This is a genomic window from Streptomyces sp. NPDC088747 (assembly GCF_044751025.1).
GTDB lineage: Bacteria > Actinomycetota > Actinomycetes > Streptomycetales > Streptomycetaceae > Streptomyces.
In genome coordinates this window covers 724,909-749,469 of record NZ_JBIVKZ010000002.1, presented here as the reverse complement: position 1 = coordinate 749,469, position 24,561 = coordinate 724,909, and the positions used below count along the sequence as shown (strand labels likewise).

General features: G+C 70.0%; 20 protein-coding genes and 4 tRNA genes. 13 read left to right on the top strand and 11 right to left on the bottom strand.

From position 1 onward, the window contains the following. Nucleotides 1-79 precede the first annotated feature (79 nt). The 3 genes from hrpA to ACIP79_RS07890 all read left to right on the top strand — a co-directional run bounded on the left by hrpA (nt 80) and on the right by ACIP79_RS07890 (nt 4,591). Nucleotides 80-4,051, top strand: a complete 3,972-nt coding sequence (gene hrpA / locus ACIP79_RS07900; RefSeq protein ID WP_401220660.1) for an ATP-dependent RNA helicase HrpA — start codon at nt 80-82, stop codon at nt 4,049-4,051. Between the two features lie 96 nt (nt 4,052-4,147). Continuing rightward, nucleotides 4,148-4,222, top strand: a tRNA-Asp gene (locus ACIP79_RS07895). Nucleotides 4,223-4,372: 150 nt separating this feature from the next. Continuing rightward, nucleotides 4,373-4,591 (top strand): DUF6274 family protein, encoded by a 219-nt coding sequence (locus tag ACIP79_RS07890; protein WP_401220657.1) that lies wholly within the window; start codon nt 4,373-4,375, stop codon nt 4,589-4,591. 402 nt (nt 4,592-4,993) lie between these two features. Here the strand turns inward: ACIP79_RS07890 and bldC are convergent, their stop codons facing one another. Next, nucleotides 4,994-5,200 carry a developmental transcriptional regulator BldC gene (gene bldC / locus ACIP79_RS07885; RefSeq protein WP_003949541.1) on the bottom strand — a complete coding sequence of 69 codons (207 nt, stop codon included), beginning with the start codon at nt 5,198-5,200 and terminating at the stop codon, nt 4,994-4,996. A 548-nt stretch (nt 5,201-5,748) separates the two neighbouring features. After that, on the bottom strand, nt 5,749-6,597 hold the full coding sequence (locus ACIP79_RS07880; protein ID WP_383680068.1) for a hypothetical protein: 849 nt from the start codon (nt 6,595-6,597) through the stop codon (nt 5,749-5,751). A gap of 244 nt (nt 6,598-6,841) precedes the next feature. Between ACIP79_RS07880 and ACIP79_RS07875 the strand changes: the two genes are divergently transcribed. Further along, the gene (locus ACIP79_RS07875) at nt 6,842-7,945 is read left to right on the top strand and encodes a Leu/Phe/Val dehydrogenase (protein WP_401220654.1); all 1,104 of its coding nucleotides are present in this window, start codon (nt 6,842-6,844) and stop codon (nt 7,943-7,945) included. A 280-nt stretch (nt 7,946-8,225) separates the two neighbouring features. Next, nucleotides 8,226-8,483, top strand: a complete 258-nt coding sequence (locus ACIP79_RS07870; protein ID WP_401220651.1) for a DUF3073 domain-containing protein — start codon at nt 8,226-8,228, stop codon at nt 8,481-8,483. 166 nt (nt 8,484-8,649) lie between these two features. Here the strand turns inward: ACIP79_RS07870 and purM are convergent, their stop codons facing one another. The 7 genes from purM to purS form a co-directional block, all read right to left on the bottom strand. Next, nucleotides 8,650-9,717: a phosphoribosylformylglycinamidine cyclo-ligase gene (purM, locus tag ACIP79_RS07865; protein WP_387182555.1), complete on the bottom strand. Its 1,068-nt coding sequence runs from the start codon at nt 9,715-9,717 to the stop codon at nt 8,650-8,652. A gap of 34 nt (nt 9,718-9,751) precedes the next feature. After that, a complete protein-coding gene (purF, locus tag ACIP79_RS07860; RefSeq protein ID WP_383680062.1) occupies nt 9,752-11,278 on the bottom strand; it encodes an amidophosphoribosyltransferase in 1,527 nt (508 codons plus the stop codon). A 61-nt stretch (nt 11,279-11,339) separates the two neighbouring features. Further along, nucleotides 11,340-12,134 carry an META domain-containing protein gene (locus ACIP79_RS07855; protein WP_401220647.1) on the bottom strand — a complete coding sequence of 265 codons (795 nt, stop codon included), beginning with the start codon at nt 12,132-12,134 and terminating at the stop codon, nt 11,340-11,342. 67 nt (nt 12,135-12,201) lie between these two features. Continuing rightward, on the bottom strand, nt 12,202-12,999 hold the full coding sequence (locus tag ACIP79_RS07850) for a sterol carrier family protein (RefSeq protein ID WP_401220644.1): 798 nt from the start codon (nt 12,997-12,999) through the stop codon (nt 12,202-12,204). 158 nt (nt 13,000-13,157) lie between these two features. Then, nucleotides 13,158-15,416 (bottom strand): phosphoribosylformylglycinamidine synthase subunit PurL, encoded by a 2,259-nt coding sequence (gene purL, locus ACIP79_RS07845; protein WP_401220641.1) that lies wholly within the window; start codon nt 15,414-15,416, stop codon nt 13,158-13,160. Further along, complete coding sequence (gene purQ / locus ACIP79_RS07840) at nt 15,413-16,093, bottom strand: phosphoribosylformylglycinamidine synthase subunit PurQ (protein WP_383680057.1); 681 nt, start codon at nt 16,091-16,093, stop codon at nt 15,413-15,415. The genes purL and purQ overlap by 4 nt, the downstream gene beginning before the upstream one ends. After that, nucleotides 16,090-16,353 (bottom strand): phosphoribosylformylglycinamidine synthase subunit PurS, encoded by a 264-nt coding sequence (gene purS / locus ACIP79_RS07835; protein ID WP_005482678.1) that lies wholly within the window; start codon nt 16,351-16,353, stop codon nt 16,090-16,092. Before purS ends, purQ begins: the two co-directional genes overlap by 4 nt. Nucleotides 16,354-16,714: 361 nt before the next feature. Here purS and ACIP79_RS07830 point away from each other — a divergent pair, with 361 nt between their 5' ends. The 8 genes from ACIP79_RS07830 (at nt 16,715) to ACIP79_RS07795 (ending at nt 21,606) form a co-directional block, all read left to right on the top strand. Further along, nucleotides 16,715-17,032 carry an Lsr2 family protein gene (locus tag ACIP79_RS07830; protein WP_383680055.1) on the top strand — a complete coding sequence of 106 codons (318 nt, stop codon included), beginning with the start codon at nt 16,715-16,717 and terminating at the stop codon, nt 17,030-17,032. 196 nt (nt 17,033-17,228) lie between these two features. Continuing rightward, nucleotides 17,229-17,300: transfer RNA gene (locus ACIP79_RS07825), tRNA-Gly, on the top strand. Nucleotides 17,301-17,379: 79 nt separating this feature from the next. Further along, nucleotides 17,380-17,452, top strand: a tRNA-Gly gene (locus tag ACIP79_RS07820). Nucleotides 17,453-17,622: 170 nt separating this feature from the next. After that, nucleotides 17,623-18,657: an ABC transporter ATP-binding protein gene (locus tag ACIP79_RS07815; protein ID WP_401220636.1), complete on the top strand. Its 1,035-nt coding sequence runs from the start codon at nt 17,623-17,625 to the stop codon at nt 18,655-18,657. Between the two features lie 59 nt (nt 18,658-18,716). Further along, complete coding sequence (locus ACIP79_RS07810) at nt 18,717-19,460, top strand: ABC transporter permease (protein WP_401220963.1); 744 nt, start codon at nt 18,717-18,719, stop codon at nt 19,458-19,460. A gap of 20 nt (nt 19,461-19,480) precedes the next feature. Beyond that, nucleotides 19,481-20,854 carry a sensor histidine kinase gene (locus tag ACIP79_RS07805; protein ID WP_401220634.1) on the top strand — a complete coding sequence of 458 codons (1,374 nt, stop codon included), beginning with the start codon at nt 19,481-19,483 and terminating at the stop codon, nt 20,852-20,854. Continuing rightward, nucleotides 20,851-21,507, top strand: a complete 657-nt coding sequence (locus tag ACIP79_RS07800) for a response regulator (RefSeq protein ID WP_401220631.1) — start codon at nt 20,851-20,853, stop codon at nt 21,505-21,507. The genes ACIP79_RS07805 and ACIP79_RS07800 overlap by 4 nt, the downstream gene beginning before the upstream one ends. 23 nt (nt 21,508-21,530) lie before the next feature. Further along, a tRNA-Gly gene (locus ACIP79_RS07795) sits at nt 21,531-21,606 on the top strand. Between the two features lie 98 nt (nt 21,607-21,704). Here ACIP79_RS07795 and ACIP79_RS07790 read toward each other — a convergent pair. Both ACIP79_RS07790 and ACIP79_RS07785 read right to left on the bottom strand, forming a co-directional pair. Beyond that, a complete protein-coding gene (locus tag ACIP79_RS07790) occupies nt 21,705-22,616 on the bottom strand; it encodes a phosphoribosylaminoimidazolesuccinocarboxamide synthase (protein ID WP_401220628.1) in 912 nt (303 codons plus the stop codon). A 155-nt stretch (nt 22,617-22,771) separates the two neighbouring features. Beyond that, entirely contained in the window at nt 22,772-24,325 is a 1,554-nt protein-coding gene (locus tag ACIP79_RS07785; RefSeq protein ID WP_401220626.1) for a N,N-dimethylformamidase beta subunit family domain-containing protein, read from the bottom strand. Nucleotides 24,326-24,561 lie beyond the last annotated feature (236 nt).

The following is a 24,561-nucleotide window of genomic DNA, read 5'->3' as shown; positions in this document are numbered from 1 at the left end:
CACGCGGGCGCCGGGCCGGGTGTCCGCCACGCAAAAGCGTTCGCCAGTCATTTCGCCGAGGTGAGATCCTGGACGGCGTATGTCTACGCACCCCGCCCCCGCCCTCGGCGATCTCGCCGCCCGTCTGGCCGAGCTGTCCCTGCGCGACGCGCACCGGCTCGGGCGCAGGCTCGAAGGCGCGCGCAAGATACGCAAGCCCGAAGCCCGTACCGCCGTGCTCGCCGAGATCGACGCGGAGGCCACCCGGGCCGAGGCCCGGATGGCCGAGCGGCGCGCCCGGGTGCCCGCGATCGGCTATCCCGAGCAGCTGCCGGTCAGCCAGAAGAAGGACGACATCGCGGCCGCCATCCGTGATCACCAGGTCGTCATCGTGGCCGGTGAGACCGGGTCCGGCAAGACGACCCAGATCCCCAAGATCTGCATGGAGCTCGGCCGCGGTGTCCGCGGCATGATCGGGCACACCCAGCCCCGCCGGATCGCCGCCAGGACCGTCGCCGAGCGGGTCGCGGACGAGCTCGACGTCCCGCTGGGCGAGGCCGTCGGCTGGAAGGTCCGCTTCACCGACCAGGTGAACCCCGACGGCACCTTCGTCAAGCTGATGACCGACGGCATCCTGCTCGCCGAGATCCAGACGGACCGCGAGCTGCGCGCGTACGACACGATCATCATCGACGAGGCCCACGAGCGGTCCCTCAACATCGACTTCCTGCTGGGATACCTGGCCCAGCTGCTGCCCAGGCGGCCTGACCTCAAGGTCGTCATCACCTCCGCGACCATCGACCCGGAGCGCTTCTCCCGGCACTTCGGCGACGCGCCGATCGTCGAGGTCAGCGGCCGTACGTACCCCGTCGAGGTCCGCTACCGCCCGCTCCTGGAGGAGGAGGGCGACGACAGCGACCGCGACCAGATCACCGCGATCTGCGACGCCGTGGAGGAGCTCCAGGGCGAGGGCAAGGGCGACATCCTGGTCTTCCTGTCCGGCGAGCGGGAGATCCGCGACACCGCGGACGCGATCACGAAGAGGAACTACCGCTTCACCGAGGTCCTCCCCCTCTACGCCCGCCTCTCGCACGCCGAGCAGCACCGCGTCTTCCAGCCGCACACCGGGCGCAGGATCGTTCTGGCGACCAACGTCGCCGAGACCTCGCTCACCGTCCCGGGCATCAAGTACGTCATCGACCCGGGCACCGCCCGTATCTCCCGGTACAGCCACCGCACCAAGGTCCAGCGGCTGCCCATCGAGCCCGTCTCACAGGCCAGCGCCAACCAGCGCAAGGGCCGCTGCGGCCGTACCAGCGACGGCATCTGCGTCCGCCTGTACTCCGAGGACGACTTCCTGGCCCGCCCGGAGTTCACGGACGCCGAGATCCTCCGGACCAACCTCGCCTCCGTCATCCTCCAGATGACCGCCGCCGGTCTCGGCGACATCGAGAAGTTCCCCTTCATCGACCCGCCGGACCACCGCAACATCCGCGACGGCGTCCAGCTCCTCCAGGAACTGGGCGCGCTGGACCCGAGCGAGAAGGACGTACGCAAGCGGCTCACCGACACCGGCCGCAAGCTCGCCCAGCTGCCCGTCGACCCCCGGCTGGCCCGGATGGTCCTGGAGGCCGACAAGAACGGCTGTGTGCGCGAGGTCATGGTGATCGCGGCCGCGCTGTCCATCCAGGACCCGCGCGAGCGCCCGGCCGACAAGCAGACGCAGGCGGACCAGCAGCACGCCCGCTTCCGGGACGAGACGTCCGACTTCCTCGCCTACCTGAACCTGTGGCGGTACGTCCGCGAGCAGCAGAAGGAGCGCGGCTCCTCCGCCTTCCGCCGGATGTGCAAGCAGGAGTACCTCAACTTCCTGCGCATCCGCGAATGGCAGGACATCTACACGCAACTGCGGTCCGTCGCCAAGCAGATGGGCATCCACCCCACCGAGGACGACGCCCCCGAGCAGAGCGTCCACGTCTCCCTGCTCGCCGGCCTCCTGTCGCACATCGGCATGAAGGACGTGAAGGAGGCCTCGGCGGAGGGCGGCGGCAGAAGCACGGGCAAGAACGAGTACCTGGGCGCCCGCAGCGCCAAGTTCGCGATCTTCCCCGGCTCGGCCCTCTTCAAGAAGCCCCCGCGTTTCGTGATGTCCGCCGAGCTGGTGGAGACCTCCCGGCTGTGGGCCCGCGTCAACGCGCGCATCGAGCCCGAGTGGGTCGAGCCGCTCGCCGGCCACCTCCTCAAGCACACGTACAGCGAGCCGCACTGGGAGAAGGACCAGGCCGCGGTGATGGCGTACGAGAAGGTCACGCTGTACGGCGTACCGATCATCGCCCAGCGCAAGGTCAACTACGGGCGGATCGACCCGGAGGCCAGCCGCGAGCTGTTCATCCGCAACGCGCTCGTGGAGGGCGACTGGCGTACCCACCACAAGTTCTTCGCCGACAACCGCCGGCTCCTCACCGAGGTCGAGGAGCTGGAACACCGGGCCCGGCGCCGGGACATCCTCGTCGACGACGAGACGCTCTTCGACTTCTACGACCAGCGGGTGCCCGAACACGTGGTGTCCGGGGCGCACTTCGACTCGTGGTGGAAGCACAAGCGGCACGAGGAGCCCGAACTCCTCGACTTCGAGCGGTCGATGCTCATCAACGAGCGGGCGGGGGACGTCAGCAAGGACGACTACCCCGACTCGTGGCGCCAGGGCCCCCTCAAGTTCCGCGTCACCTACCAGTTCGAGCCGGGCGCGGACGCGGACGGCGTCACCGTCCACATCCCGCTGCACGTCCTGAACCAGGTCACGGACGAGGGCTTCGACTGGCAGATCCCTGGGCTGCGGGAAGAGGTCGTCACCGAGCTCATCCGCTCCCTGCCCAAGCCGATCCGCCGCCACTACGTGCCCGCCCCCAACTTCGCCACGAAGTTCCTGGAGCGGGCGGTGCCCCTCCAGGAGCCGCTGACGGTGACGATGGCGCGCGAGCTGAAGCGCATGGTCGGCGTGCCGTTCACCGCCGACGACTTCGACTGGTCCCGGGTCCCCGACCATCTGCGGATCACCTTCAGGATCGTCGACGAGCGGCGCCGAAAGCTCGCCGAGGACAAGGACCTGGAGGCGCTGCAACTCCGGCTGAAGCCGAAGGCGCGCCAGGCGATCTCGCAGGCCGCCGCGGCGACGGCGGAGCGCGAGGGCGGGGAGTCCCTGGAGCGCAAGGGCCTCACCGAGTGGACGATCGGCTCGCTCACCCGTGTCTTCGAGACCCGCCGGGCCGGCCAGCCGGTCAAGGCGTACCCCGCGCTGGTGGACGACGGCGACACCGTCTCCGTACGGCTCTTCGACACGGAGGCCGAGCAGGCGGAGGCCATGTGGAAGGGCACCCGGCGGCTGATCCTGCGCAACATCCCGGTGAACCCGGGCAAGTTCGCCTCGGACAAGCTCAGCAACGCGCAGAAGCTCGCCCTGTCCGCGAACCCGCACGGCTCCGTCCAGGCCCTCTTCGACGACTGCGCGACGGCGTCGGCCGACAAGCTGATCGCGGACTTCGGCGGCCCGGCCTGGGACGAGGAGTCCTACCGCAAGCTCTACGACAAGGTGCGCGCCGAGATCGTCGACACGACGGTCCGCACGGTCGGCCAGGTACAGCAGGTCCTCGCCGCCTGGCAGGCCTGTGAGCGCCGCCTGAAGGGCACCAGGAGCCCGACGCTGCTCGCGAACCTCGCGGACGTACGGGCGCAGCTGGACGCCCTCGTGAGGCCCGGCTTCGTCACCGCGACCGGGCTGCGCCGTCTCCCGGACCTGATGCGCTATCTGGTCGCGGCCGACCGGCGCCTCCAGCAGATGCCGACGAACGTCCAGCGCGACACCAGCCGGATGGAGAAGGTCCACGAGATGCGGGACGAGTACGCCTGGCTCCTGGAGCAGCTTCCGCAGGGCCGGCCGGTACCCCGGCAGGTCCTGGACATCCGCTGGATGATCGAGGAGCTCCGCGTCAGCTACTTCGCCCACGCGCTCGGCACGGCGTACCCCGTCTCCGACAAGCGCATCGTGAAGGCGATCGACGCTCTCGCCCCGTGACAGCACGGGTACGGTGGGTGAGTTCGACCACGGGCCCAACCCTCCTGTAGAGTCTCTTTTCGCAGCCCAGCGCACGACCAAGTGGCTGCGAAACAAGGTCCTGTGGAGCAGTTTGGAGTGCTCGCCACCCTGTCAAGGTGGAGGCCGCGGGTTCAAATCCCGTCAGGACCGCAGCAGACGAGAGGCCCCGCATCCGGCGACGGAGCGGGGCCTTCGTCATGCCCCCGAAGCCCCGGCCCCCGCGCATGTCTTGACGTCGTCACATTCCGCCGGTACCCAGAAACCAGGGCTATCGCCCCCTGTGGGGCCCTGGAGGTGTGTATGGCGGCGTACGCCCGGCACGAGACGCGAGCCCTGCTCCGCGCCCATCTCGCGGCCGCCTCCGGGTACCGCCACCTGACGCGCCACTGCCCGATCTGCCACCGGCTCCTGCGGCTCGCCCTGGAACCCGCGCCACAGGGCGAGGAGGACCCCGACGAGGCCGACCGCGCCGGAGGCTCCGACGGGGACGAAGCCGCCACGAGCCCCCAACTCCCCTAGCGCAGAGGCGTCGCAGGGGACAAGGACTCTGGCATGTGACGGGTGTCACCGCATGATTTTTGGAAACCCAGGAACTTACACCTCACCTACAACTGGTCAATTTAATATGTGCAATTGCACCAGCCTGCGAGGACACCCACAGGAGATCCGACACCCCTCCCCAGACTTCCACAAGCCCGCTCACAGACCCGTCACCCAGCGCACGACCGGTGCGCAACCAGCGCACAAAAAAGATCGCGCTGGACCCGGCGGAGTCCAGCGCGACCTACGACGCACCCTTGAAGCTTATGGAATTGGGTCGGGCGGGGGTCCCGTTGGGGCAGGACCCGCGTCGCTTGGAGCTGTGGTTCGGACGAGTCGGCAGATTGGGGGACCTACCGATTTGCCCGGCTATGCGCTTGTTCAGGCCTCGCTGCGCTGCTGCGGGATACCCGCGAGTAGCGCGCGGACCTCAGCTTCGCGGTAGCGGCGGTGCCCGCCGAGCGTGCGGATGGACGTAAGCTTGCCGGCCTTCGCCCACCGCGTGACCGTCTTCGGGTCCACGCGGAACATCGTGGCGACCTCAGCCGGGGTCAGCAGCGGCTCGGCATCAGGGGTGCGAGCGGTCATGAGCGGCCTCCTCGGGAGAACCGAACCTTCTCGGTTCATTCCTCTAAATTCTGCACCTTGACCCGCGTTGCCCGAAATGGCGGACGCGGGCCGAGTCGGTTATAGGACGAACGGCTTGTCCTCGGCACTACAACTACACCATCCGTCCAGCCACGTCGGCCAAACCGATGGAATTGCCCTCCCAGGTGTTCATCAGCGACGGAAGCCGATGGACCATGCCATAGCGGACAGTCACGCCACTGTGACGATCAGTCACAGGACGATCAGGAGTCACGAGACCCCCCATAGCGTGCAATGCTGAGATTCCACCCATACGTGGGCGGACGGAGCCCTCCCCCGGGCTCCTTGTCCTATTTTGGCACGAGGAGGGGCAAGGGGCGCAAGGGCCAGGAAAGTGCCATCCGTCACGCTTGACACGCCATTGACACAAAAGGCCGGTTAGGGACCTACGTCCCGTGATGAGTGTTCCCCACCGTGCGCGGACGTCGCAGTCGCCCGGCATGTGACGACGGCACAGGCCGACGCCGGACGCGTGGCACGACGGTACGTCAGTTCGCGGACTGCCGGTCGCGCACCGACCGCCAGCGCTCCACCAGCCGCCCGTACGCCTCGCCCGCCGCGGCCCCGTCCCCGGTGCGCAGCGCCTCGATGCCCTCGTGGACGTCCGCGGCCGAGTGATCGCCCTCCAGCTCGCCCGCGGGCAGCACGTGCACGAGCCCGCCGTAGTCCAGCTCGACCAGCGAGCGCGGGTGGAACTCCTCCAGCCAGCGCCCGACCTCCAGCAGACCGTCGATCAGCGGCCCGTCCTGGATGGTGTCCCTGAGCGTCTTCAGAGCCCGCGCCGTCCGCCGCCGCGCCTGCACCATCGGCGTCCGGTACCGCAGCGCCGGCGCGGCTCCGTCGGCTCCAGCACCCTTCTCGTACAGCCGCTCCTCGTCGGAGACGAGCACGAACCAGTTCAGCGGCACCTGCCAGGTCGAGGTGCGGATCCACGGGCGGGCGTCGGGGTTGCGCTCCAGCCAGCGTTCGTAGTCGAGGGCGGCCTGGCGGCGTACGAGCGGGGGCAGGACCGAGTCGAGGACCGACTCCGGCAGCTCCTCGCCGAGCTCGCCCAGCGCCTGCCAGCCGCGCAGCCGGGTCCGCCACGGGCACACGCAGACCACGCCGTCGACCTCCACCACGAACGCGTCAGCGCTCTCGTGCACCGGCACGGGGACCGGCGGGGTGGGCAGCAAGTCGGCCAGCGAGCGGCGCAGTTCGTCCTGGTAGGAAGGGCGCTCGGGGCGGCGGGCGTAGCGCTCCCAGTGGCCGCGCTCCGACTCCGGGAAGGCGGCCAGCGGCTCGTACACACGCAGATAGGACGCGTACGGGACGATCACCGCGGACACCTTGGGCACGCCTGCTCACTCCCCAACCGACCGGACACGAAACCCGGCGCGAACCCGCGCAACCCACGCACAAGCGACCGGGAAACCATGGCGAATCGTGCCACGGCCGAGACGGACCGTACTCCGGGGGAGGGTGATCCTGAACACTGCGCGGATGGCGGCCCCGCCCAGGCTCTAGTCTCAAGCCACGGAAGCCCGCCACCCATACGGGACCCGCACGTCAACCGCCGCTCTTTACCTTGGAGTCACCACCGTGACCGACGTATCCGGCGCACCTGCTGATGTACTGCACACCCTGTTCCACTCGGACCAGGGCGGTCATGAGCAAGTAGTGCTCTGCCAGGACCGCTCCAGCGGCCTCAAGGCCGTCATCGCCATCCACTCCACCGCCCTGGGCCCCGCCCTCGGCGGCACGCGCTTCTACCCGTACGCGAGCGAGCAGGAGGCCGTCGCCGACGCCCTCAACCTCGCCCGCGGGATGTCGTACAAGAACGCCATGGCCGGCCTCGACCACGGCGGCGGCAAGGCCGTCATCATCGGCGACCCCGAGACCCTCAAGAGCGAGGAACTGCTCCTCGCCTACGGCCGGTTCGTGGCCTCCCTCGGCGGGCGCTACGTCACCGCCTGCGACGTCGGCACGTACGTCGCCGACATGGACGTGGTGGCGCGCGAGTGCCGCTGGACGACCGGCAGGTCCCCGGAGAACGGCGGCGCGGGCGACTCGTCCGTGCTGACCGCCTACGGCGTCTTCCAGGGCATGCGGGCCTCCGCCCAGCACCTGTGGGGCGACCCGTCGCTGCACGGCCGCACGGTCGGCGTCGCGGGCGTCGGCAAGGTGGGCCACCACCTGGTGCGCCACCTGCTGGACGACGGCGCCCGGGTCGTGATCACCGACGTGCGGGCCGAGTCGGTCCGGCGGATCGTCGACGAGCACCCCTCCGTCGCGGTGGCGGCGGACACCGACGCGCTGATCCGCGGCGACCATCCCCTCGGGGGACTCGACATCTACGCCCCCTGCGCGCTCGGCGGGGCACTGGGCGACGAGACCGTGCCGGTGCTCACCGCCAGGATCGTGTGCGGCGCCGCCAACAACCAGCTGGCCCACCCGGGCGTCGAGAAGGACCTCGCCGACCGCGGGATCCTCTACGCGCCGGACTACGTGGTGAACGCGGGCGGCGTCATCCAGGTCGCCGACGAGCTGCACGGCTTCGACTTCGAGCGGTGCAGGGCGAAGGCCGCGAAGATCTTCGACACCACGCTCGCCATATTCGCACGTGCGAAGGAAGACGGGATTCCCCCGGCCGCCGCGGCCGACCGGATCGCCGAGCAGCGGATGGCGGAGGCGCGCCGGGGCTGACCCCCGGGAGGTACCCGCCGACGGGTGTTGGAGAGAACTCTCACGTCTGTCGGCGGGTCGGCCGCCAAGAAGAGGTTAAAATCGCGGTTGACCAGCGAGGACGGGGCTCCTCGCAGGTTCTGCGCACACGCGCGTCCTGCGGGCGACGTACCGTATGGGCGCGGGAGCAGGTACCGTGGAAGCCCTACGGACCGGTCTCTTCACGGAGAGCCCGTTCCAGATCATGAACGCGTGTCAAGACTCTGGGGCCACCGAGCCCCGTATCCGAGGGGGTCGAGCCATGGGGCGCGGCCGGGCAAAGGCCAAGCAGACGAAGGTCGCCCGCCAGCTGAAGTACAGCAGCGGCGGGACTGACCTCTCGCGTCTGGCCAATGAGCTGGGCGCTTCGACTTCGCAACAGCCGCCGAATGGCGAGCCGTTCGAGGACGACGACGAGGAAGAAGACGACCCGTACGCGCAGTACGCGGATCTCTATAACGACGACGATGACGACGAGGACGACCAGGCCGGTCCCCAGTCTCAACGTCGCGGCGCGTAGCGCTAACAGCGGGTCAGCAGGTTCGGCGTTCTCGTAGAGCCTCATGGCATCTGCACCTCACCCGGTCCGGGGTGTTCCACCGGACCGGGTTTTGTGCTGTCGGTTTTGTGCTCTCCCCGGGGCCTGAGCCCCGGTTCGCGCCGCTCCGTCGCCGTGCGGGCCGGTTCTACACGGCGTAGTCACCGATCAGTGCGGCGCCGCTGGTGTGCTCGCCGCGCTCGGTGATCTCGCCGGCGATCCAGGCCTCGACCCCGCGGTCCGCGAGGGTGGCGAGCGCCACGTCCGCCGACTCCTCGGGGACGATCGCGATCATGCCGACGCCCATGTTGAGGGTCTTCTCCAGCTCCAGGCGCTCGACGTCGCCGGTCCGGCCGACGAGGTCGAAGACGGGGGCCGGGGTCCACGTCCCGCGGTCGACGACGGCGTGCAGGCCGTCGGGGACGACACGGGCCAGGTTGGCCGCCAGTCCGCCGCCGGTGACGTGCGAGAAGGCGTGCACCTCGGCGGTGCGGGTGAGGGCCAGGCAGTCCAGCGAGTAGATCCTGGTGGGCTCCAGGAGCTCCTCGCCGAGCGTGCGGCCGAACTCCTCGATGTGGCGGTCGAGCTTGAGCCGCGCCCGCTCCAGGAGGACGTGCCGGACGAGCGAGTACCCGTTGGAGTGAAGACCGGAGGCCGCCATGGCGATCACCGCGTCACCCGTACGGATGCGGTCGGCGCCGAGCAGCTGGTCCGCCTCGACCACGCCGGTGCCCGCGCCCGCGACGTCGAAGTCGTCCGGGCCGAGCAGGCCCGGGTGCTCGGCCGTCTCGCCGCCCACGAGGGCGCAGCCCGCCAGGACACAGCCTTCGGCGATGCCCTTGACGATGGCGGCGACGCGCTCGGGGTGCACCTTGCCGACGCAGATGTAGTCGGTCATGAAGAGCGGCTCGGCGCCGCACACGACGATGTCGTCCATGACCATCGCGACCAGGTCGTGACCGATGGTGTCGTACACGCCGAGCTGCCTGGCGAGGTCGACCTTGGTGCCCACGCCGTCCGTGGCGGAGGCGAGCAGGGGGCGCTCGAAGCGCTTGAGGGCGGAGGCGTCGAAGAGGCCGGCGAATCCGCCGATGCCGCCGAGGACCTCGGGGCGCCGCGTCTTCTTCACCCACTCCTTCATCAGCTCCACGGCGCGGTCGCCGGCTTCGATGTCGACGCCGGCGGACGCGTAGCTGGCACCTGTGCTCTCAGACATTGCCTGGGATCTTTCGGGTTGGTGATGAGGGGGCTCAGGGGCGACGGATCGCGTCGGCCGCGGCCGTGGCGGCAGGACCTGCCGCCAGCTCGGTCTCCAGGAGCTGCTTGCCGAGCAGTTCGGGGTCCGGGAGGTCCATCGGGTACTCGCCGTCGAAGCAGGCGCGGCACAGGTTCGGCTTGTCGATGGTGGTGGCCTCGATCATGCCGTCGATGGAGATGTACGACAGGGAGTCGGCGCCCAGTGACGTACCGATCTCCTCGATGGTCATGCCGTTGGCGATCAGCTCGGCGCGGGTCGCGAAGTCGATGCCGAAGAAGCAGGGCCACTTGACCGGGGGCGAGGAGATCCGGATGTGGATCTCGGCGGCGCCCGCCTCGCGGAGCATCCTGACCAGCGCGCGCTGGGTGTTGCCGCGCACGATCGAGTCGTCGACCACGACCAGCCGCTTGCCCTTGATGACTTCCTTCAAGGGGTTGAGCTTCAGGCGGATGCCGAGCTGGCGGATGGTCTGCGAGGGCTGGATGAAGGTCCGGCCGACGTAGGCGTTCTTGACGAGGCCGGCGCCGAACGGGATGCCGGACGCCTCCGCGTAACCGATCGCGGCGGGCGTCCCGGACTCCGGGGTCGCTATGACCAGATCGGCGTCGACGGGAGCTTCCTTGGCGAGTTTCCGGCCCATTTCCACGCGCGAGAGGTACACGTTCCGACCGGCGATGTCCGTGTCCGGGCGGGCCAGATAGACGTACTCGAAGACGCAGCCCTTGGGCTTCGCTTCAGCGAATCGCGACGTGCGGAGGCCGTTCTCGTCGATGGCGACGAACTCGCCCGGCTCGATCTCCCGGACGTAGGCGGCGCCGCAGATGTCGAGGGCGGCGGACTCGGAGGCGACGACCCAGCCGCGCTCCAGGCGGCCGAGGACCAGCGGGCGGATGCCCTGCGGGTCGCGGGCCGCGTACAGGGTGTGCTCGTCCATGAAGACGAGCGAGAAGGCGCCCTTGACCTGCGGGAGGATCCGGGCGGACGCCTCTTCTATGGTCAGCGGCTTGCCGTTGTCGTCGACCTGCGCCGCCAGCAGGGCCGTCAGGAGGTCGGTGTCGTTGGTGGCGGCCACGCGGGTGCTGCGGCCGTCCTGCTTGGGGAGGTCCGCGACCATTCCGGCGAGCTCGGTCGTGTTGACCAGGTTGCCGTTGTGGCCGAGCGCGATGGAACCGTGCGCGGTGGCACGGAACGTCGGCTGGGCGTTCTCCCACACGGAGGCACCGGTGGTCGAGTAGCGGGCGTGACCGACCGCGATGTGACCCTGGAGCGAACCGAGCGAGGTCTCGTCGAAGACCTGGGACACGAGGCCCATGTCCTTGAAGACGAGGATCTGGGAACCATTGCTGACCGCGATTCCCGCGGACTCCTGGCCCCGATGCTGGAGGGCGTAGAGCCCGAAGTAAGTGAGCTTGGCGACCTCTTCGCCCGGAGCCCAGACTCCGAAGACGCCGCAAGCGTCCTGGGGGCCTTTCTCACCGGGGAGCAGATCATGATTGAGTCGACCGTCACCACGTGGCACGGCACCGAGTGTAGGCGAGATCGACCACTGGTCCGAATTGGGGATCTGGGGCTCCGACGCCTCACTTGGCTGCGACGGCCGTCACAGTTTCGCCGTTTGCGCTGGTCAGCGTGAGGGTGCGGTGATCCAGTCGGTAGTCGACCCTGCTGTCGAAGAGGCCCAGGAGGGTCTTCTCGGTGGCCATGAGTGAGTTGTCGCACATCATGCGGGTGGTCTTCGGGGTTCCGAGGGTGATATGTCCGTCGCCGACGGTGGCCTTCGCGGAGACGTCGTTGCAGGCGAGACGCCCGCTGAGGGTGCCTTTCGCCTTGTCGAGAACGAGGTAGGGGTCGGCTTCCGCGGGGAGGGAGTGGACCGTGTCCCCGGCACCGAGTGCCGTGACGGCCCACTTGGTGCCGTACAGGGCGGCGGCCCGCTCCCTGCTGAGGTGGACGCGGTCGCCGGCGGGGTTGGTGAGGGTGACGTCGTCGCCCTCGGCCGTCGTGGTGAGGGCGCCGTCGGCGAGCGTGCGGGCGAGGGTCCGCTCGAAGTCCATCGGCCCCTTCTCGCAGGCCATGTCCGTCGTCGTCGCGTCCCCGACGTCGATACGGCCGTCCTTGAAGGTGGCGGTCGCGTCGAAGTGGTTGCAGCCGTAGTTTCCTTCGACCTTGCCGTCCTCCCCGAACTCGACGTTCGCTCCGCCGGGCGCGCGGTGCCTGGTGCCGTCCACCGTGACGCCGTCGACGATCCAGTGGGCGCCGACGACGTCCGCCCGCGCGCCGGCGCCGACCGAACTGCCGCCGCCGGACTCGTTGCCGCAGGCCATCGCGAGCGGGATGAGTGTCAGGACGCTGAGGGTGAGCCGCTGCCTGTACATGCCGGTTCGACGGGGCGGGTGGGGTGGTTGGTTCCGCGCAGGTCAGGGCGGGGGTGGTTCCGCCGGCTCAGCCCATGAGCGGCAGCAGCCCGCCCAGGTCCGCCCGCTCGCCGCTCGCGCTGACCTTGGCGTCCCCCAGCGCCGCCTTCCACTCCGTACGTCCCGTCGCGAGCCGGATCCAGGTCAGCGGGTCGGTCTCGACGACGTTCGGCGGGGTGCCGCGGGTGTGGCGGGGGCCCGCCACGCACTGCACCACCGCGTACGGCGGAATCCGCACCTCCGTCGACGCGCCGGGGGCCTTCACCGCGAGCGCGTCGGCGAGCAGCCGGGTGCAGGCGGCGAGGGCCTGCCGGTCGAAGGGGATGCCGAGGCCCGGCACCGCCCGGTTCAGGTCGTCCGTGTGCACGACGAGCTCGACGGTACGGGTGACGAGGTGGTCGCCGAGCGACATGGTGCCCGTGCGGGTGCCGAGCAGCCGTTCGTCCGGGGCCGTGGCAAGGCGCTCCGTGAGCCGTTCCCCGGTGCGGGCGAAGAGCGCGTCGAGGTCGGGGTTCGCCTCGGCGAGCTCACGGCAGTCGGCGGCGATGTCACCAGCCCGGTCGGCGGTCGCGAACGGCCAGTCGAGCAGGGCGAGCTCCCGTTTGCCGGGCTCGGGCCTGTCGATGTTCCGGCTGACGCTCTCCACGGCCATGGTGACGTGCGCGGCCAGCTCCCGCACGGTCCAGTCCCCGAGGTGCGCGGGCCGCGCGAGCTGCTCGTCGGTGAGCCCACGGACCGCTTCCCGTACGTTCCCGAACTGCGCGAGTACCGCGGCGCGGATCTTCACCGGGTCGTGGGAACGGGGGCGTTTCTTGGCCGGAGGCATGGTCGGGAGCTTAGGACCTGCCCGGGAGAACGGAAGCACCCGGGCCCTGGGCCGGTGGACGCGCGGCCCCTTGGGTCCCTGGGGTTCCTGTGGCCCGGAACGCACGTGGGTCCCGCCCGGAACCGGGTGGGACCCACGTCTCGTACAGCCGAGGACGACTACGCCAGCAGCGCCGGGATCGTCCCCTCGTGCGCCGTGCGGAGTTCGGTCAGGGGGAGCGTGAACTCGCCCTGGACCTCGACGGCGTCACCGTCGACCACACCGACGCGGGTGGCGGGCAGGCCGCGCGCGCCGCACATGTCGTTGAAGCGGAGCTCCTCCGAGCGCGGAACGGCGACGACCGCGCGGCCCGCCGACTCCGAGAACAGGAAGGTGAACGCGTCGAGCCCGTCCGGGACGACCAGCCGCGCGCCCTTGCCGCCGAGGAGCGCCGACTCCACGACCGCCTGGACCAGACCGCCGTCGGACAGGTCGTGCGCGGAGTCGATCATGCCGTCGCGGGAGGCGGAGATCAGGATCTCGGCCAGCAGCCGCTCGCGCTCCAGGTCGACCTTCGGGGGCAGGCCGCCCAGGTGGTCGTGGACCACCTGCGACCAGGCCGAACCGCCGAACTCCTCGCGGGTGTCGCCCAGCAGGTAGAGCAGGTGCCCGTCCTCCTGGAAGGCGACCGGGGTGCGGCGCTCGACGTCGTCGATCACGCCGAGGACGGCCACCACCGGGGTCGGGTGGATGGCCACCTCGCCCGTCTGGTTGTAGAGCGAGACGTTGCCGCCGGTCACCGGGGTGCCCAACTGCTGACAGGCGTCGGCCAGCCCGCGGATGGCCTCGGCGAACTGCCACATCACCGCCGGGTCCTCGGGCGAGCCGAAGTTCAGGCAGTCGGAGACGGCGAGCGGCTTGGCGCCGGTCGTCGCCACGTTGCGGTACGCCTCGGAGAGCGCGAGCTGCGCGCCCGCGTACGGGTCGAGCTTCGCGTAGCGGCCGTTGCCGTCCGTGGCGATGGCGACGCCGAGTCCGGTCTCCTCGTCGATGCGGATCATGCCCGAGTCCTCGGGCTGCGCCAGCACCGTGTTGCCCTGCACGAAGTGGTCGTACTGGGAGGTGATCCAGGACTTGGAGGCCTGGTTCGGGGAGGAGACGAGCCGCAGGACCTGGTCCTTCAGCTCGTCCGAGGTCGCGGGCCGGGGCAGCTTGTTGGCGTCGTCGGCCTGGAGCGCGTCCTGCCACTCGGGGCGGGCGTAGGGGCGCTCGTAGACCGGGCCGTCGTGCGCGACCGTACGCGGGTCGACGTCGACGATCTTGCCGCCGTGCCAGTAGATCTCCAGCCGGTCGCCCTCGGTGACCTCGCCGATGACGGTCGCGATGACGTCCCACTTGTCGCAGATCTCAAGGAACCGATCGACCTTCTCCGGCTCGACGACCGCGCACATGCGCTCCTGCGACTCGCTCATGAGGATCTCCTCGGGCGAGAGCGTGGAGTCGCGCAGCGGTACGTCGTCCAGGGTGACGCGCATGCCGCCGGAGCCGTTGGACGCGAGCTCGCTGGTGGCGCAGGACAGGCCGGCCGCGCCGAGGTCCTGGATGCCGACGACCAGCTTCTCGGCGAAGGCCTCCAGGGTGCACTCGATGAGCAGCTTCTCCTGGAAGGGGTCGCCGACCTGGACGGCGGGACGCTTCGACGGCTTGGCGTCGTCGAAGGTCTCCGAGGCGAGGATCGACGCGCCGCCGATGCCGTCACCGCCCGTGCGGGCCCCGTACAGGATGACTTTGTTGCCCGGCCCGGACGCCTTCGCGAGGTGGATGTCCTCGTGCCGCATGACGCCGATGGCACCGGCGTTGACCAGCGGGTTGCCCTGGTAGCAGGCGTCGAAGACGACCTCGCCGCCGATGTTGGGTAGGCCCAGGCAGTTGCCGTAGCCGCCGATGCCCGCGACGACGCCGGGCAGGACGCGCTTGGTGTCGGGGTGGTCGGCCGCGCCGAACCGCAGCGGGTCGACGACCGCGACCGGGCGGGCGCCCATCGCGATGATGTCGCGCACGATGCCGCCGACGCCCGTCGCGGCGCCCTGGTAGGGCTCCACGTACGAGGGGTGGTTGTGCGACTCGACCTTGAAGGTGACGGCGTAGCCCTGGCCGACGTCGACGACTCCGGCGTTCTCACCGATGCCGACGAGCATCGCGTCGGACTGCGGGGCCTTCTCGCCGAACTGGCGGAGGTGGACCTTGGAGGACTTGTAGGAGCAGTGCTCGGACCACATGACCGAGTACATGGCGAGCTCGGCGCCGGTCGGGCGGCGGCCGAGGATCTCCACGACCCGCTCGTACTCGTCCTTCTTCAGGCCCAGCTCGGCCCAGGGCAGCTCGACGTCGGGGGTCGCGGCCGCGTTCTCGACCGTGTCCAGAGGCGTGCGGCTCATGCGTTGACCAGCTTCTTGAGGATCGAGGTGAAGAAGGGGAGGCCGTCGGTACGGGCCGAACCGACCAGCGGGTCGACGGCGTGCTCGGGGTGCGGCATGAGGCCCACCACGTTCCCGGCCTCGTTCGTGATGCCGGCGATGTCGCGCAGCGAACCGTTCGGGTTGACGTCCACGTAGCGGAACGCGACCCGGCCCTCCGCCTCCAGCATGTCGAGCGTGTGCTCGTCGGCGACGTACCGCCCGTCCATGTTCTTCAGCGGGATGTGGATCTCCTGGCCGGCTTCGTAGTCGGCGGTCCAGGCGGTCTCCGCGTTCTCCACCCGCAGCTTCTGGTCGCGGCAGATGAAGTGCAGGTGGTCGTTGCCGAGCATGGCGCCTGGGAGGAGGTGCGCCTCGGTGAGGACCTGGAAGCCGTTGCAGATGCCGAGAACCGGCATTCCGGACTTCGCCTGCTCGATCACGGAGCCCATCACCGGCGAGAAGCGCGAGATGGCACCGGCCCGCAGATAGTCGCCGTACGAGAATCCGCCGGGCAGCACCACGGCGTCGACCTGCTTCAGGTCCTTGTCCTTGTGCCAGAGCGCGACGGGTTCGGCTCCGGCGAGCCGGATCGCGCGCTGTGTGTCCCGGTCGTCCAGGCTTCCGGGAAAGGTGACGACTCCAATACGAGCGGTCACTTTCCGGCCTCCGCGACTTCCTCGACCTTGACGGTGAAGTCCTCGATCACGGTGTTGGCGAGGAAGGATTCCGCGAGTTCGTGGATGCGGGCGAGCGCGGCGTCGTCCACCGGTCCGTCCACTTCCAGTTCGAATCGCTTTCCCTGACGTACGTCGGAGACGCCCTCGAATCCGAGACGCGGCAGTGCACGCTGCACCGCCTGGCCCTGGGGGTCGAGGATCTCCGGCTTGAGCATGACGTCGACTACGACGCGTGCCACTGGCACTCCCGGTGTGTGGTGCTGAGCAGGTCGCTTCAGACTACCCGCACAAAATTTCTACTCGCGTAGATTCGTAGAATCCTACGTGACCCCGATCACGATCTCGCATCGGCACGGGGGTCACGACGGAAAATCCTGGGAAAAACCGCAGAAGAGCGGCAGGGCCCCATTGCTTCCGGACACGCGGAAGGATTTAGTCGGGCTTCACAATGCAATGCCGGGCACTGTACAAAGGAATTGGCATTAGCCGATACTTTGCCCAATAACAGGCGGACAGTCGACATCTCCCCGACAACTCCGTGACGTCTTCGCACGTCATGACCGTTGATCGCAGAGGTGTCGCACGAAGGGACCGATATTCGTGGCGCAGCGTGTCGTGGTCACTCTCTTTGACGACATCGACGGCTCAGAAGCGGCGGAGACGATCGCCTTCGGACTGGACGGCAAGTCGTACGAGATCGACCTGAATCCTTCCAACGCCAAGAAACTGCGCAAGGTACTCGCGCCCTACCTGGAGGCCGCCCGCAAGCAGTCGAGGTCCGGGAAGGCGTACACGCACACCGCGTTGACCCCGGACCCGGCGGCCGTCCGCGCCTGGGCCCGCTCCAACAAGCTGGACGTGCCGCCGCGCGGGCGCATCCCCAAGAAGGTCTACGAGGCGTTCGCCGAGGCGCACTGAGACCGGGCCGTCCTCAGCCGGCCGTCGCCCCCGGCCTGCCGTCGCCCTCGGACATCCGGACGACGGCCGGCCGAGGCGTCGGCCCGGCCGGTCATCCGCCCCTGAGCGGAGCCGACTTGCGCAGACCCCCCGCTGGTCAGCTAGAGTCTGGAACACGCCGAGGGGCCAGGCCGAAAGCCGAACCTCACGGAGTCACGCGGGTGTAGTTCAGTAGTAGAACATCCCCCTTCCAGGGGGAAGGCGCAGTGTGCAATTCCTGTCACCCGCTCCGCATCTCTTACCGACCGTCCATTTGGATCAGGTAGGGTGGTGCTCGCGCCGATCGGTGAGAGCCGGTCGGAGGCAATGCGGACGTAGCTCAGTTGGTAGAGCGCAACCTTGCCAAGGTTGAGGTCGCCAGTTCGAACCTGGTCGTCCGCTCAGCGAGATCAAGGCCCCGGTCATCGACCGGGGCCTTTGTCGTACCCCCGTGTTCCTCGCGTTCCCCGCGTTCCCCACACTCCCCTCCGTCGCGGCCGTCTGACATATGTCATGCGGAGTGATGACACCGCGCACTGCTGACGGATGCCTTCCGCGGGGACGCTGAATGCATGAACACGAACGAGCACGATGACGTGATCGAGGTCACTGAGCTGCGCCGCGTGTACGGGAGGGATTTCGAGGCGGTGCGCGGAATCACCTTCTCCGTGGCCCCCGGTGAGCTCTTCGCCCTGTTGGGCACGAACGGAGCGGGCAAGACCAGCACGGTCGAACTCCTGGAGGGACTCGCGCCACCGACCGGCGGGCGGGTACGGGTCCTCGGGCACGACCCCTACAAGGAACGGGCGCTCGTGCGGCCCAGGATCGGCCTGATGCTCCAGGAGGGCGGCTTCCCCTCCGAGCTCACGGTCGCGGAGACCGTGCGGATGTGGGCCGGCTGCACCAGCGGCGCGCGCCCCACGGCGGAGGCCCTGGACATGGTCGGGCTCACCCGGCGGTCCGGCGTACGGGTGAAGCAGCTGTCCGGCGGCGAGAAGCGCCGCCTGGACCTGGCGCTCGCCCTCCTCGGCCGCCCCGAGGTCCTCTTCCTCGACGAGCCGACGACCGGACTCGACGCCGAAGGACGCCGCAGCACCTGGGAGTTGGTGCGCGAACTGCGCGACGGCGGTACGACCGTGCTGCTCACCACCCACTATCTGGAAGAGGCCGAGCAGCTGGCCGACCGGCTCGCGATCCTCCACGAGGGAGGCATCGCCGCCACCGGCACCCCGGCCCAGGTGACCGCCTCCCAGCCGTCCCGGATCTCCTTCGAACTGCCCGACGGCTACTTCCTCGGCGACCTGCCCCCGCTCGCCCCGCTCGGTGTCACCGGCCACGAGACGGACGGGCGCACCGTCCGGCTTCGCACCCACGAACTCCAGCGGACGGCCACCGCCCTGCTGCTGTGGGCCGAGCGGACGCGCGTCGAGCTGCGGGGCCTCGATGTGCGGTCGGCCTCGCTCGAGGAGGCGTTCCTGCGGATCGCGCGGGAGGCGGCGGGGGCCTCCGGCGCGGGCGCTCCTGCCCAGGACAGCGACAAGACCAACGATGGCGACACCGACAACGGCAGCGACGACAGCGACAAGACCAAGGAGACGGTGGCGTGAGCACGGTGGCCGTGACGAACCCGGAGACGACGAAGACCACCACCACCGCGAGGGGACGGATGGCCGCCCTGGCGCGCGCCGAGCTCACGCTCCTGGGGCGCACGAAGGCGACGCTCTTCGCCGCGCTGTTCGTGCCGATCGTGATGCCCCTCAGCCTCAGCTCGACGGTCGACCAGATGGATCTGAAGAGCGCGGGCTTGTCGACCGGCTCGGTGATCCTGCCCTCCTCCATCGGCTTCTCGCTGCTCTTCGCGGTCTACAGCTCGCTGGTGACCGTGTACGCGGCCCGGCGCGAGGAACTCGTCCTCAAGCGGCTGCGCACCGGGGAGCTGCGGGACACCGAGATCCTCGCGGGCGCCGCTCTGCCGTCGGTGGCGATCGCGCTGGTGCAGTGCGTGGCGCTGACGGCGGCGTGCGTCGCGCTGCTGGACGTGGGTGCGCCGCCCGCGCCCCATCTCGCCGTCCTGGGACTGCTGTTGGGCCTGGTGATGTGGCCCCCGCTGGCCGCGGTCACCGCGGGTTTCAGCAGGAGTGTGGAGGGCGCCCAGGTGGCGACCATGCCGCTCCTGATGGTTTCCCTGCTCGCGTCCGGCACCTTCTTCCCCCTGGAGCTGATGCCGGACGGTCTCGCCAGGGTCTGCGAGCTGCTGCCGCTGACCCCGGTGATCACCCTGATACGCGGCGGCTGGACCGGAGACCTCTCCGCGGCGGACGCGGCGGGTGCCATCGCCGTCGCGGTGGCCTGGACGGTCCTCGCGGTGTTTGCTGTACGACGGTGGTTCCGATGGGAGCCCCGACGGTGAAAGGCGACGGGAGCGGGAGCATGCGGAGACCTGGGGTCTGGTGGCGGGGCAAGAGCACGCCGGCGAAGGTCGAGACGTACACCCGCTGGTCGTTCCACTTCGTCGCCGTGGTCACGATCGCCGGCGTGGGGCTTCCGGCGATCGGCCAGATGGGGTCGCGGTTCGTGGTCCCGGTACTGGTGGCGGTGTGCGCGCACGGGGTGTTCTGCGCGCTGACCGCGTCGCGGGTGCTCGACTGGACACGCGGCAGCCGTGAGCTGCCCGTACGACTCCTGTGGTCGCTCGGCGCGGTCACCGCACTGCTCGGGGTCGCCGCGCTCGTCCTGTTCGAGCGGGGCGGCAACGGTTCGGGCACGGAGTCCGGCGCGGCCATGCTGTCCGTGACGGTCCCCTCGTACGGCTTCGGGACCATCGCCCTTGCCGTCCGCGACCGGGGGCGCACGCTCGTCATGGCGGCGGGCGTCGCGGCCGGCGTCGCGGGGGTGGGGCTCCTGGTGGGCCTTCCGGCGCCCGCCGCGCTGGCTGAGGGAGGCGTCACCCTGGTCACGACCGCGCTGTTCGCCGCCACCTCGCACCTCTCCGTCTGGCTGCTCGACACCGTCTACACGCTCGACGAGGCCCGCGAGACCCGCGGCCGGCTCGCCGTGGCCGAGGAACGGCTGCGCTTCGGACGCGACCTGCACGATGTGATGGGCCGCAACCTCGCGGTGATCGCCCTGAAGAGCGAACTCGCCGTACAGCTGGCGCGACGCGGCAGGCCCGAGGCCGTGGAGCAGATGATCGAGGTGCAGCGCATCGCCCAGGAGTCGCAGCGTGAGGTGCGCGAGGTCGTACGCGGCTACCGGGAGGCCGATCTGGCCAACGAACTCGCGGGCGCCCAGGGCGTGTTGACCGCAGCCGGCATCGCGTGCGAGATCCGCGGCTCGGCCACGGGACTGCCCCCGCAGGTCCAGCCGCCGCTCGGCTGGGTCGTACGGGAGGCGACGACGAACGTGCTGCGGCACGGGAACGCCGAGCGGTGCACGGTGTCACTCCTGGTCGCGGACGGGCAGGTCACGCTGACCGTCGAGAACGACGGGGTGCCGGACGGCCCCTCGCGATCAGCGCTGCGGAGGGGCTCCGGGCTCGTGGGGCTGCGGGAACGGCTGACCGAGGTGGGCGGGGTGCTGCGGGCGGGCCCCGCCGAGGGCGGTGTGTTCCGGCTGACCGCGGTGGTGCCGCTGCCGACGCCGTCCGTACCGGTCCCCGCCGTACGGGACACGCACTCGCGGCGAACCGCGCCCTCCGCCCCTCACCAGGCTCGGCGTCAAGCGGCCCCTCACCAGCCTTCGCGTCAAGCCGCCCGACCAGAACCAGAACCAGAGCCAGATCCAGTGACTGGGGTCACGTCATGACTTCCCTGCCGCCCGTCTCCCCCGTCTCGCCGGTGACCTCGGCGCCTCCCGTACGCCTGCTGCTCGCCGATGACGAGCATCTGATCCGTGGAGCGCTCGCCGCGCTGCTCGGCCTGGAGGACGATCTCGTCGTGGTGGCCGAGGCGGCGTCCGGGCCGGAGGCACTGACGATGGCGCGGGCGCACGAGCCCGACGTCGCCGTACTCGACCTCCAGATGCCCGGCGCCGACGGTGTGAGGGTGGCCACATCGCTGCGAGCCGAACTGCCCTCGTGCCAGGTGCTGATCGTGACCAGCCACGGACGTCCGGGGCATCTGAAGCGGGCGCTCGCGGCGGGTGTGCGCGGGTTCGTCCCCAAGACGGTCAGCGCGCAGCGGCTCGCGGAGATCATCCGTACGGTGCACGCGGGAAACCGTTACGTCGATCCGGAGTTGGCCGCCGACGCGATCTCCGCCGGTGACTCGCCGCTGACCGCGCGCGAGGCGGAGGTGCTCGAACTCGCCGCCGACGGGGCGCCGGTCGCGGAGATCGCCGAGCGGGCCGCGCTCTCGCAGGGGACCGTACGGAACTATCTGTCGTCCGCCGCGACCAAGCTCGGGGCCGAGAACCGGCACACGGCGGTGCGTCTCGCGCGCGAGCGGGGTTGGGTATAGTTGCTCTCGCGCCACGGCGCAGCGCGGACGTAGCTCAGTTGGTAGAGCGCAACCTTGCCAAGGTTGAGGTCGCCAGTTCGAACCTGGTCGTCCGCTCCAGCGAAGAGGAAGGCCCCGGTCATCGACCGGGGCCTTCCTCGTACGTGCGCGGTGTTCGCGTGCGCGGTGTTCGCCTGCGCGATGCTCAGGTCCGGTGCTCAGGTCCAGCTCGTACCGGTGAGGCGTTCGTACGCCTCGATGTACTTGGCGCGGGTCGCGTCCACGATGTGCTGGGGCAGCGCGGGCGGCGGCTGCTCACTCGCCCGGTCCCAGCCGGACTCGGCCGAGGTCAGCCAGTCGCGGACGAACTGCTTGTCGTACGACGGCTGCGGGTGACCGGGCTCCCACTGCTCGGCCGGCCAGAAGCGCGAGGAGTCCGGCGTGAGCACCTCGTCGGCGAGGACCAGGGTCTCGCTCTCGCCCGTTCCCTCGAAGCCGAACTCGAACTTGGTGTCCGCGAGGATGACGCCCCGGTGACGGGCGATGTCGCGGGCGCGGGTGTAGACGGCGAGGGTCGTCTGGCGGAGCTGGGCCGCGGTCTCGGCGCCGACCTGGCGGGCGACCTCCTCGTACGACACGTTCTCGTCGTGCTCACCGACCGCGGCCTTGGTGGCCGGGGTGAAGATCGGCCCGGGGAGCTCGGAGCCGTCCGTCAGGCCCTCGGGGAGACCGAGGCCGCAGACCGTCTGCGTCTCCTGGTACTCGGTGAGACCCGAGCCGGTGAGATAGCCGCGGGCGACACACTCGACCGGGATCATCCGCAGCGACTTGCAGACCAGGGTGCGGCCTTCCCAGTCGGCCGGGGCGCCCGGCGGGAGTTCGGTGCTCAGCACATGGTTGGGGACCAGGTCGGCGAGCTTGTCGAACCACCACAGGGAGAGCTGGGTGAGGGTGCGGCCCTTGTCGGGGATCTCGGTGGGCAGCACCCAGTCGTAGGCGGAGATGCGGTCACTGGCGACCATCACGAGGTCGCCCGCCTCGTTCTGGTACAGGTCGCGCACCTTGCCGGTGTGCAGATGCACCAGTCCCGGAACCTGGAGGGGCTCGGGCTTTTCAACGAATCCGGACACGGTTCCTCCCCGTGGTTCTGTACATGTGGCTCGATTCTCCCGTACGCGGGGAGCGGGTTTGGCCAGGGGGTACGTGGGTGCCTCGCGGCCGGAGCGCGGGGGCGCGCTGACGGGTGCTCTGGGCGGGTCCCCATCACAGGGGGTTCCATGCGGGTTCAGTCGTGTTTGCAGATGCGGTCCAGGAGGTTGGCCGTGGCTCGCTGGACGCGCGGGTCCACATGGCCGGGGCGGTCCAGGGCCGGCGACCAGGCGAAGGTGCCGGAGGCGAAGACCAGAGCGCCGGAGGGGGCGCGGTAGAGGGAGGTCTCCTGGTGGCGGGCGGTGCCCTCGCTGTCGGCGTACGGGGAGTGGGCGAGCAGGATGCGGCCCTCGTGCTCGGGGAGCGGGGCGCGCGGGAAGTAACGGTCGGCCTCGCCCGCGACCATGCCGGTGAGCTCGTCGCCCTCGTGGGCGCCGGTCGCCTCCCAGAGCCAGTGATCGGCGTTGCGGACGATGAGGGGGTGGGGGTCGGGAACCCTGCCCGCGTACTGGATGCCGATGAGTTGCTGCTCCGGGCGGTCGATCTCACGCCACAGCGCCGGTTTCCCGGGTCCCCTGCGCTTGCGGCAGGTCAGCAGCCGGTCGGCGGCGCCCGACGGGGACGGCCCCAACTCCACCTGCCAGTACATGGTGTTGGCCGAGAGGAAGACCAGCGAGGTGCCGTGGTCACGGGCGACTTCGGTGGTGCGGCGCATCGCCGGCGACCAGTACTCGTCGTGGCCCGGGAAGACCAGTCCCCGGTAGCGGGTGGCATCGATCAGGCCGGCGTGCAGGTCGCGGGCGTGGGCGTAGGCGAGGTCGTAGCCGTAGCGCTCGGCGAAGCGGATGAAGTCGTAGGCGTGGCCCACGTGGAGGGGGAGGCCGGCGCCCGCGTAGGGGCGGTCGAAGGACACGGTCGTCGCGGCGTCGGCCTCGCCGAGCAGCCGGCCGTTCTCGTCCCAGGCGTGGTAGAGGCTGGCGCCGGTGCGGCCGTCCTCCGGGTAGAGGTTGTACGCCTGCCAGGTGATGTCCGGCAGGAGCAGGAGCAGGTCCGCCGGGTGGTTGTCCCGGACGGTGAAGGGGACGTGGGAGCGGTAGCCGTCCGCGGTCGTGAGTACGGCCACGTACGCGCCGATGCTCCAGTAGCTCGGGACCTGCAGACGCCAGGACAGCCACCAGTGGTGGCAGGAGACCGTCCGGTCGGCGGTGAGGGGCGGCGGCTGGACGATGCCGGAGAGGCGAGGGCTGGTGGTGATCTTCGAGGCCCCGTCACCCCCGTAGTGGCCGATCCGGTAGATGTCGACGCTGAACTCCTGCGGCGGGTCCACCGTGACCCGGAAGTCGATGGCCTCACCGGGGGCGACCGTGCCGGTGGACGTGAAGCCCTTGATCTGGCGGTGCACGTCGTCCGCGGGGCGGGGGCCGGCGGCGGTCCGGGGGTGCGGGACGGCGCGGCCCGCGGCCGGGGTCCCTCGGCGGGTCCCGCTCGCACCGGGGCCGGGGCCGGGAGCGGTGGCGCCTGGGCCGGTGGCGCCGGGGGCGCGGTCGATGTACCAGGGGACGACGTGGCCGGTGTCGTCGAAGTACTGCTCGTCGCCGCGCAGCCAGGGGACGGGACCCTGACCGAAGGGGTCCGTGACGGCATGGGCGAGTGCTCCCGACTCCCAGCGGCGGATCTGCTCGGACCCCATCTCTGCTTCCCTCCCTGTCGCCCCCATGGTCCCCGTCGCGCCCGTGGCCCTGGTCAGGAGCCCGGTACGGCTCGTACGCGGTATGTCTGCATTTCTCGAACGTGTCGGCACGTCCGCGTACGTCCTGGCCGTTTGTGCGATCAGTTCCAGCACATCACATTCAGCACGCGTACGGTCACCGTTCGTCGCGAATTGGCGGGAGCGGTACGGGGAAAGGGCAACGGCATGGCGGCAGA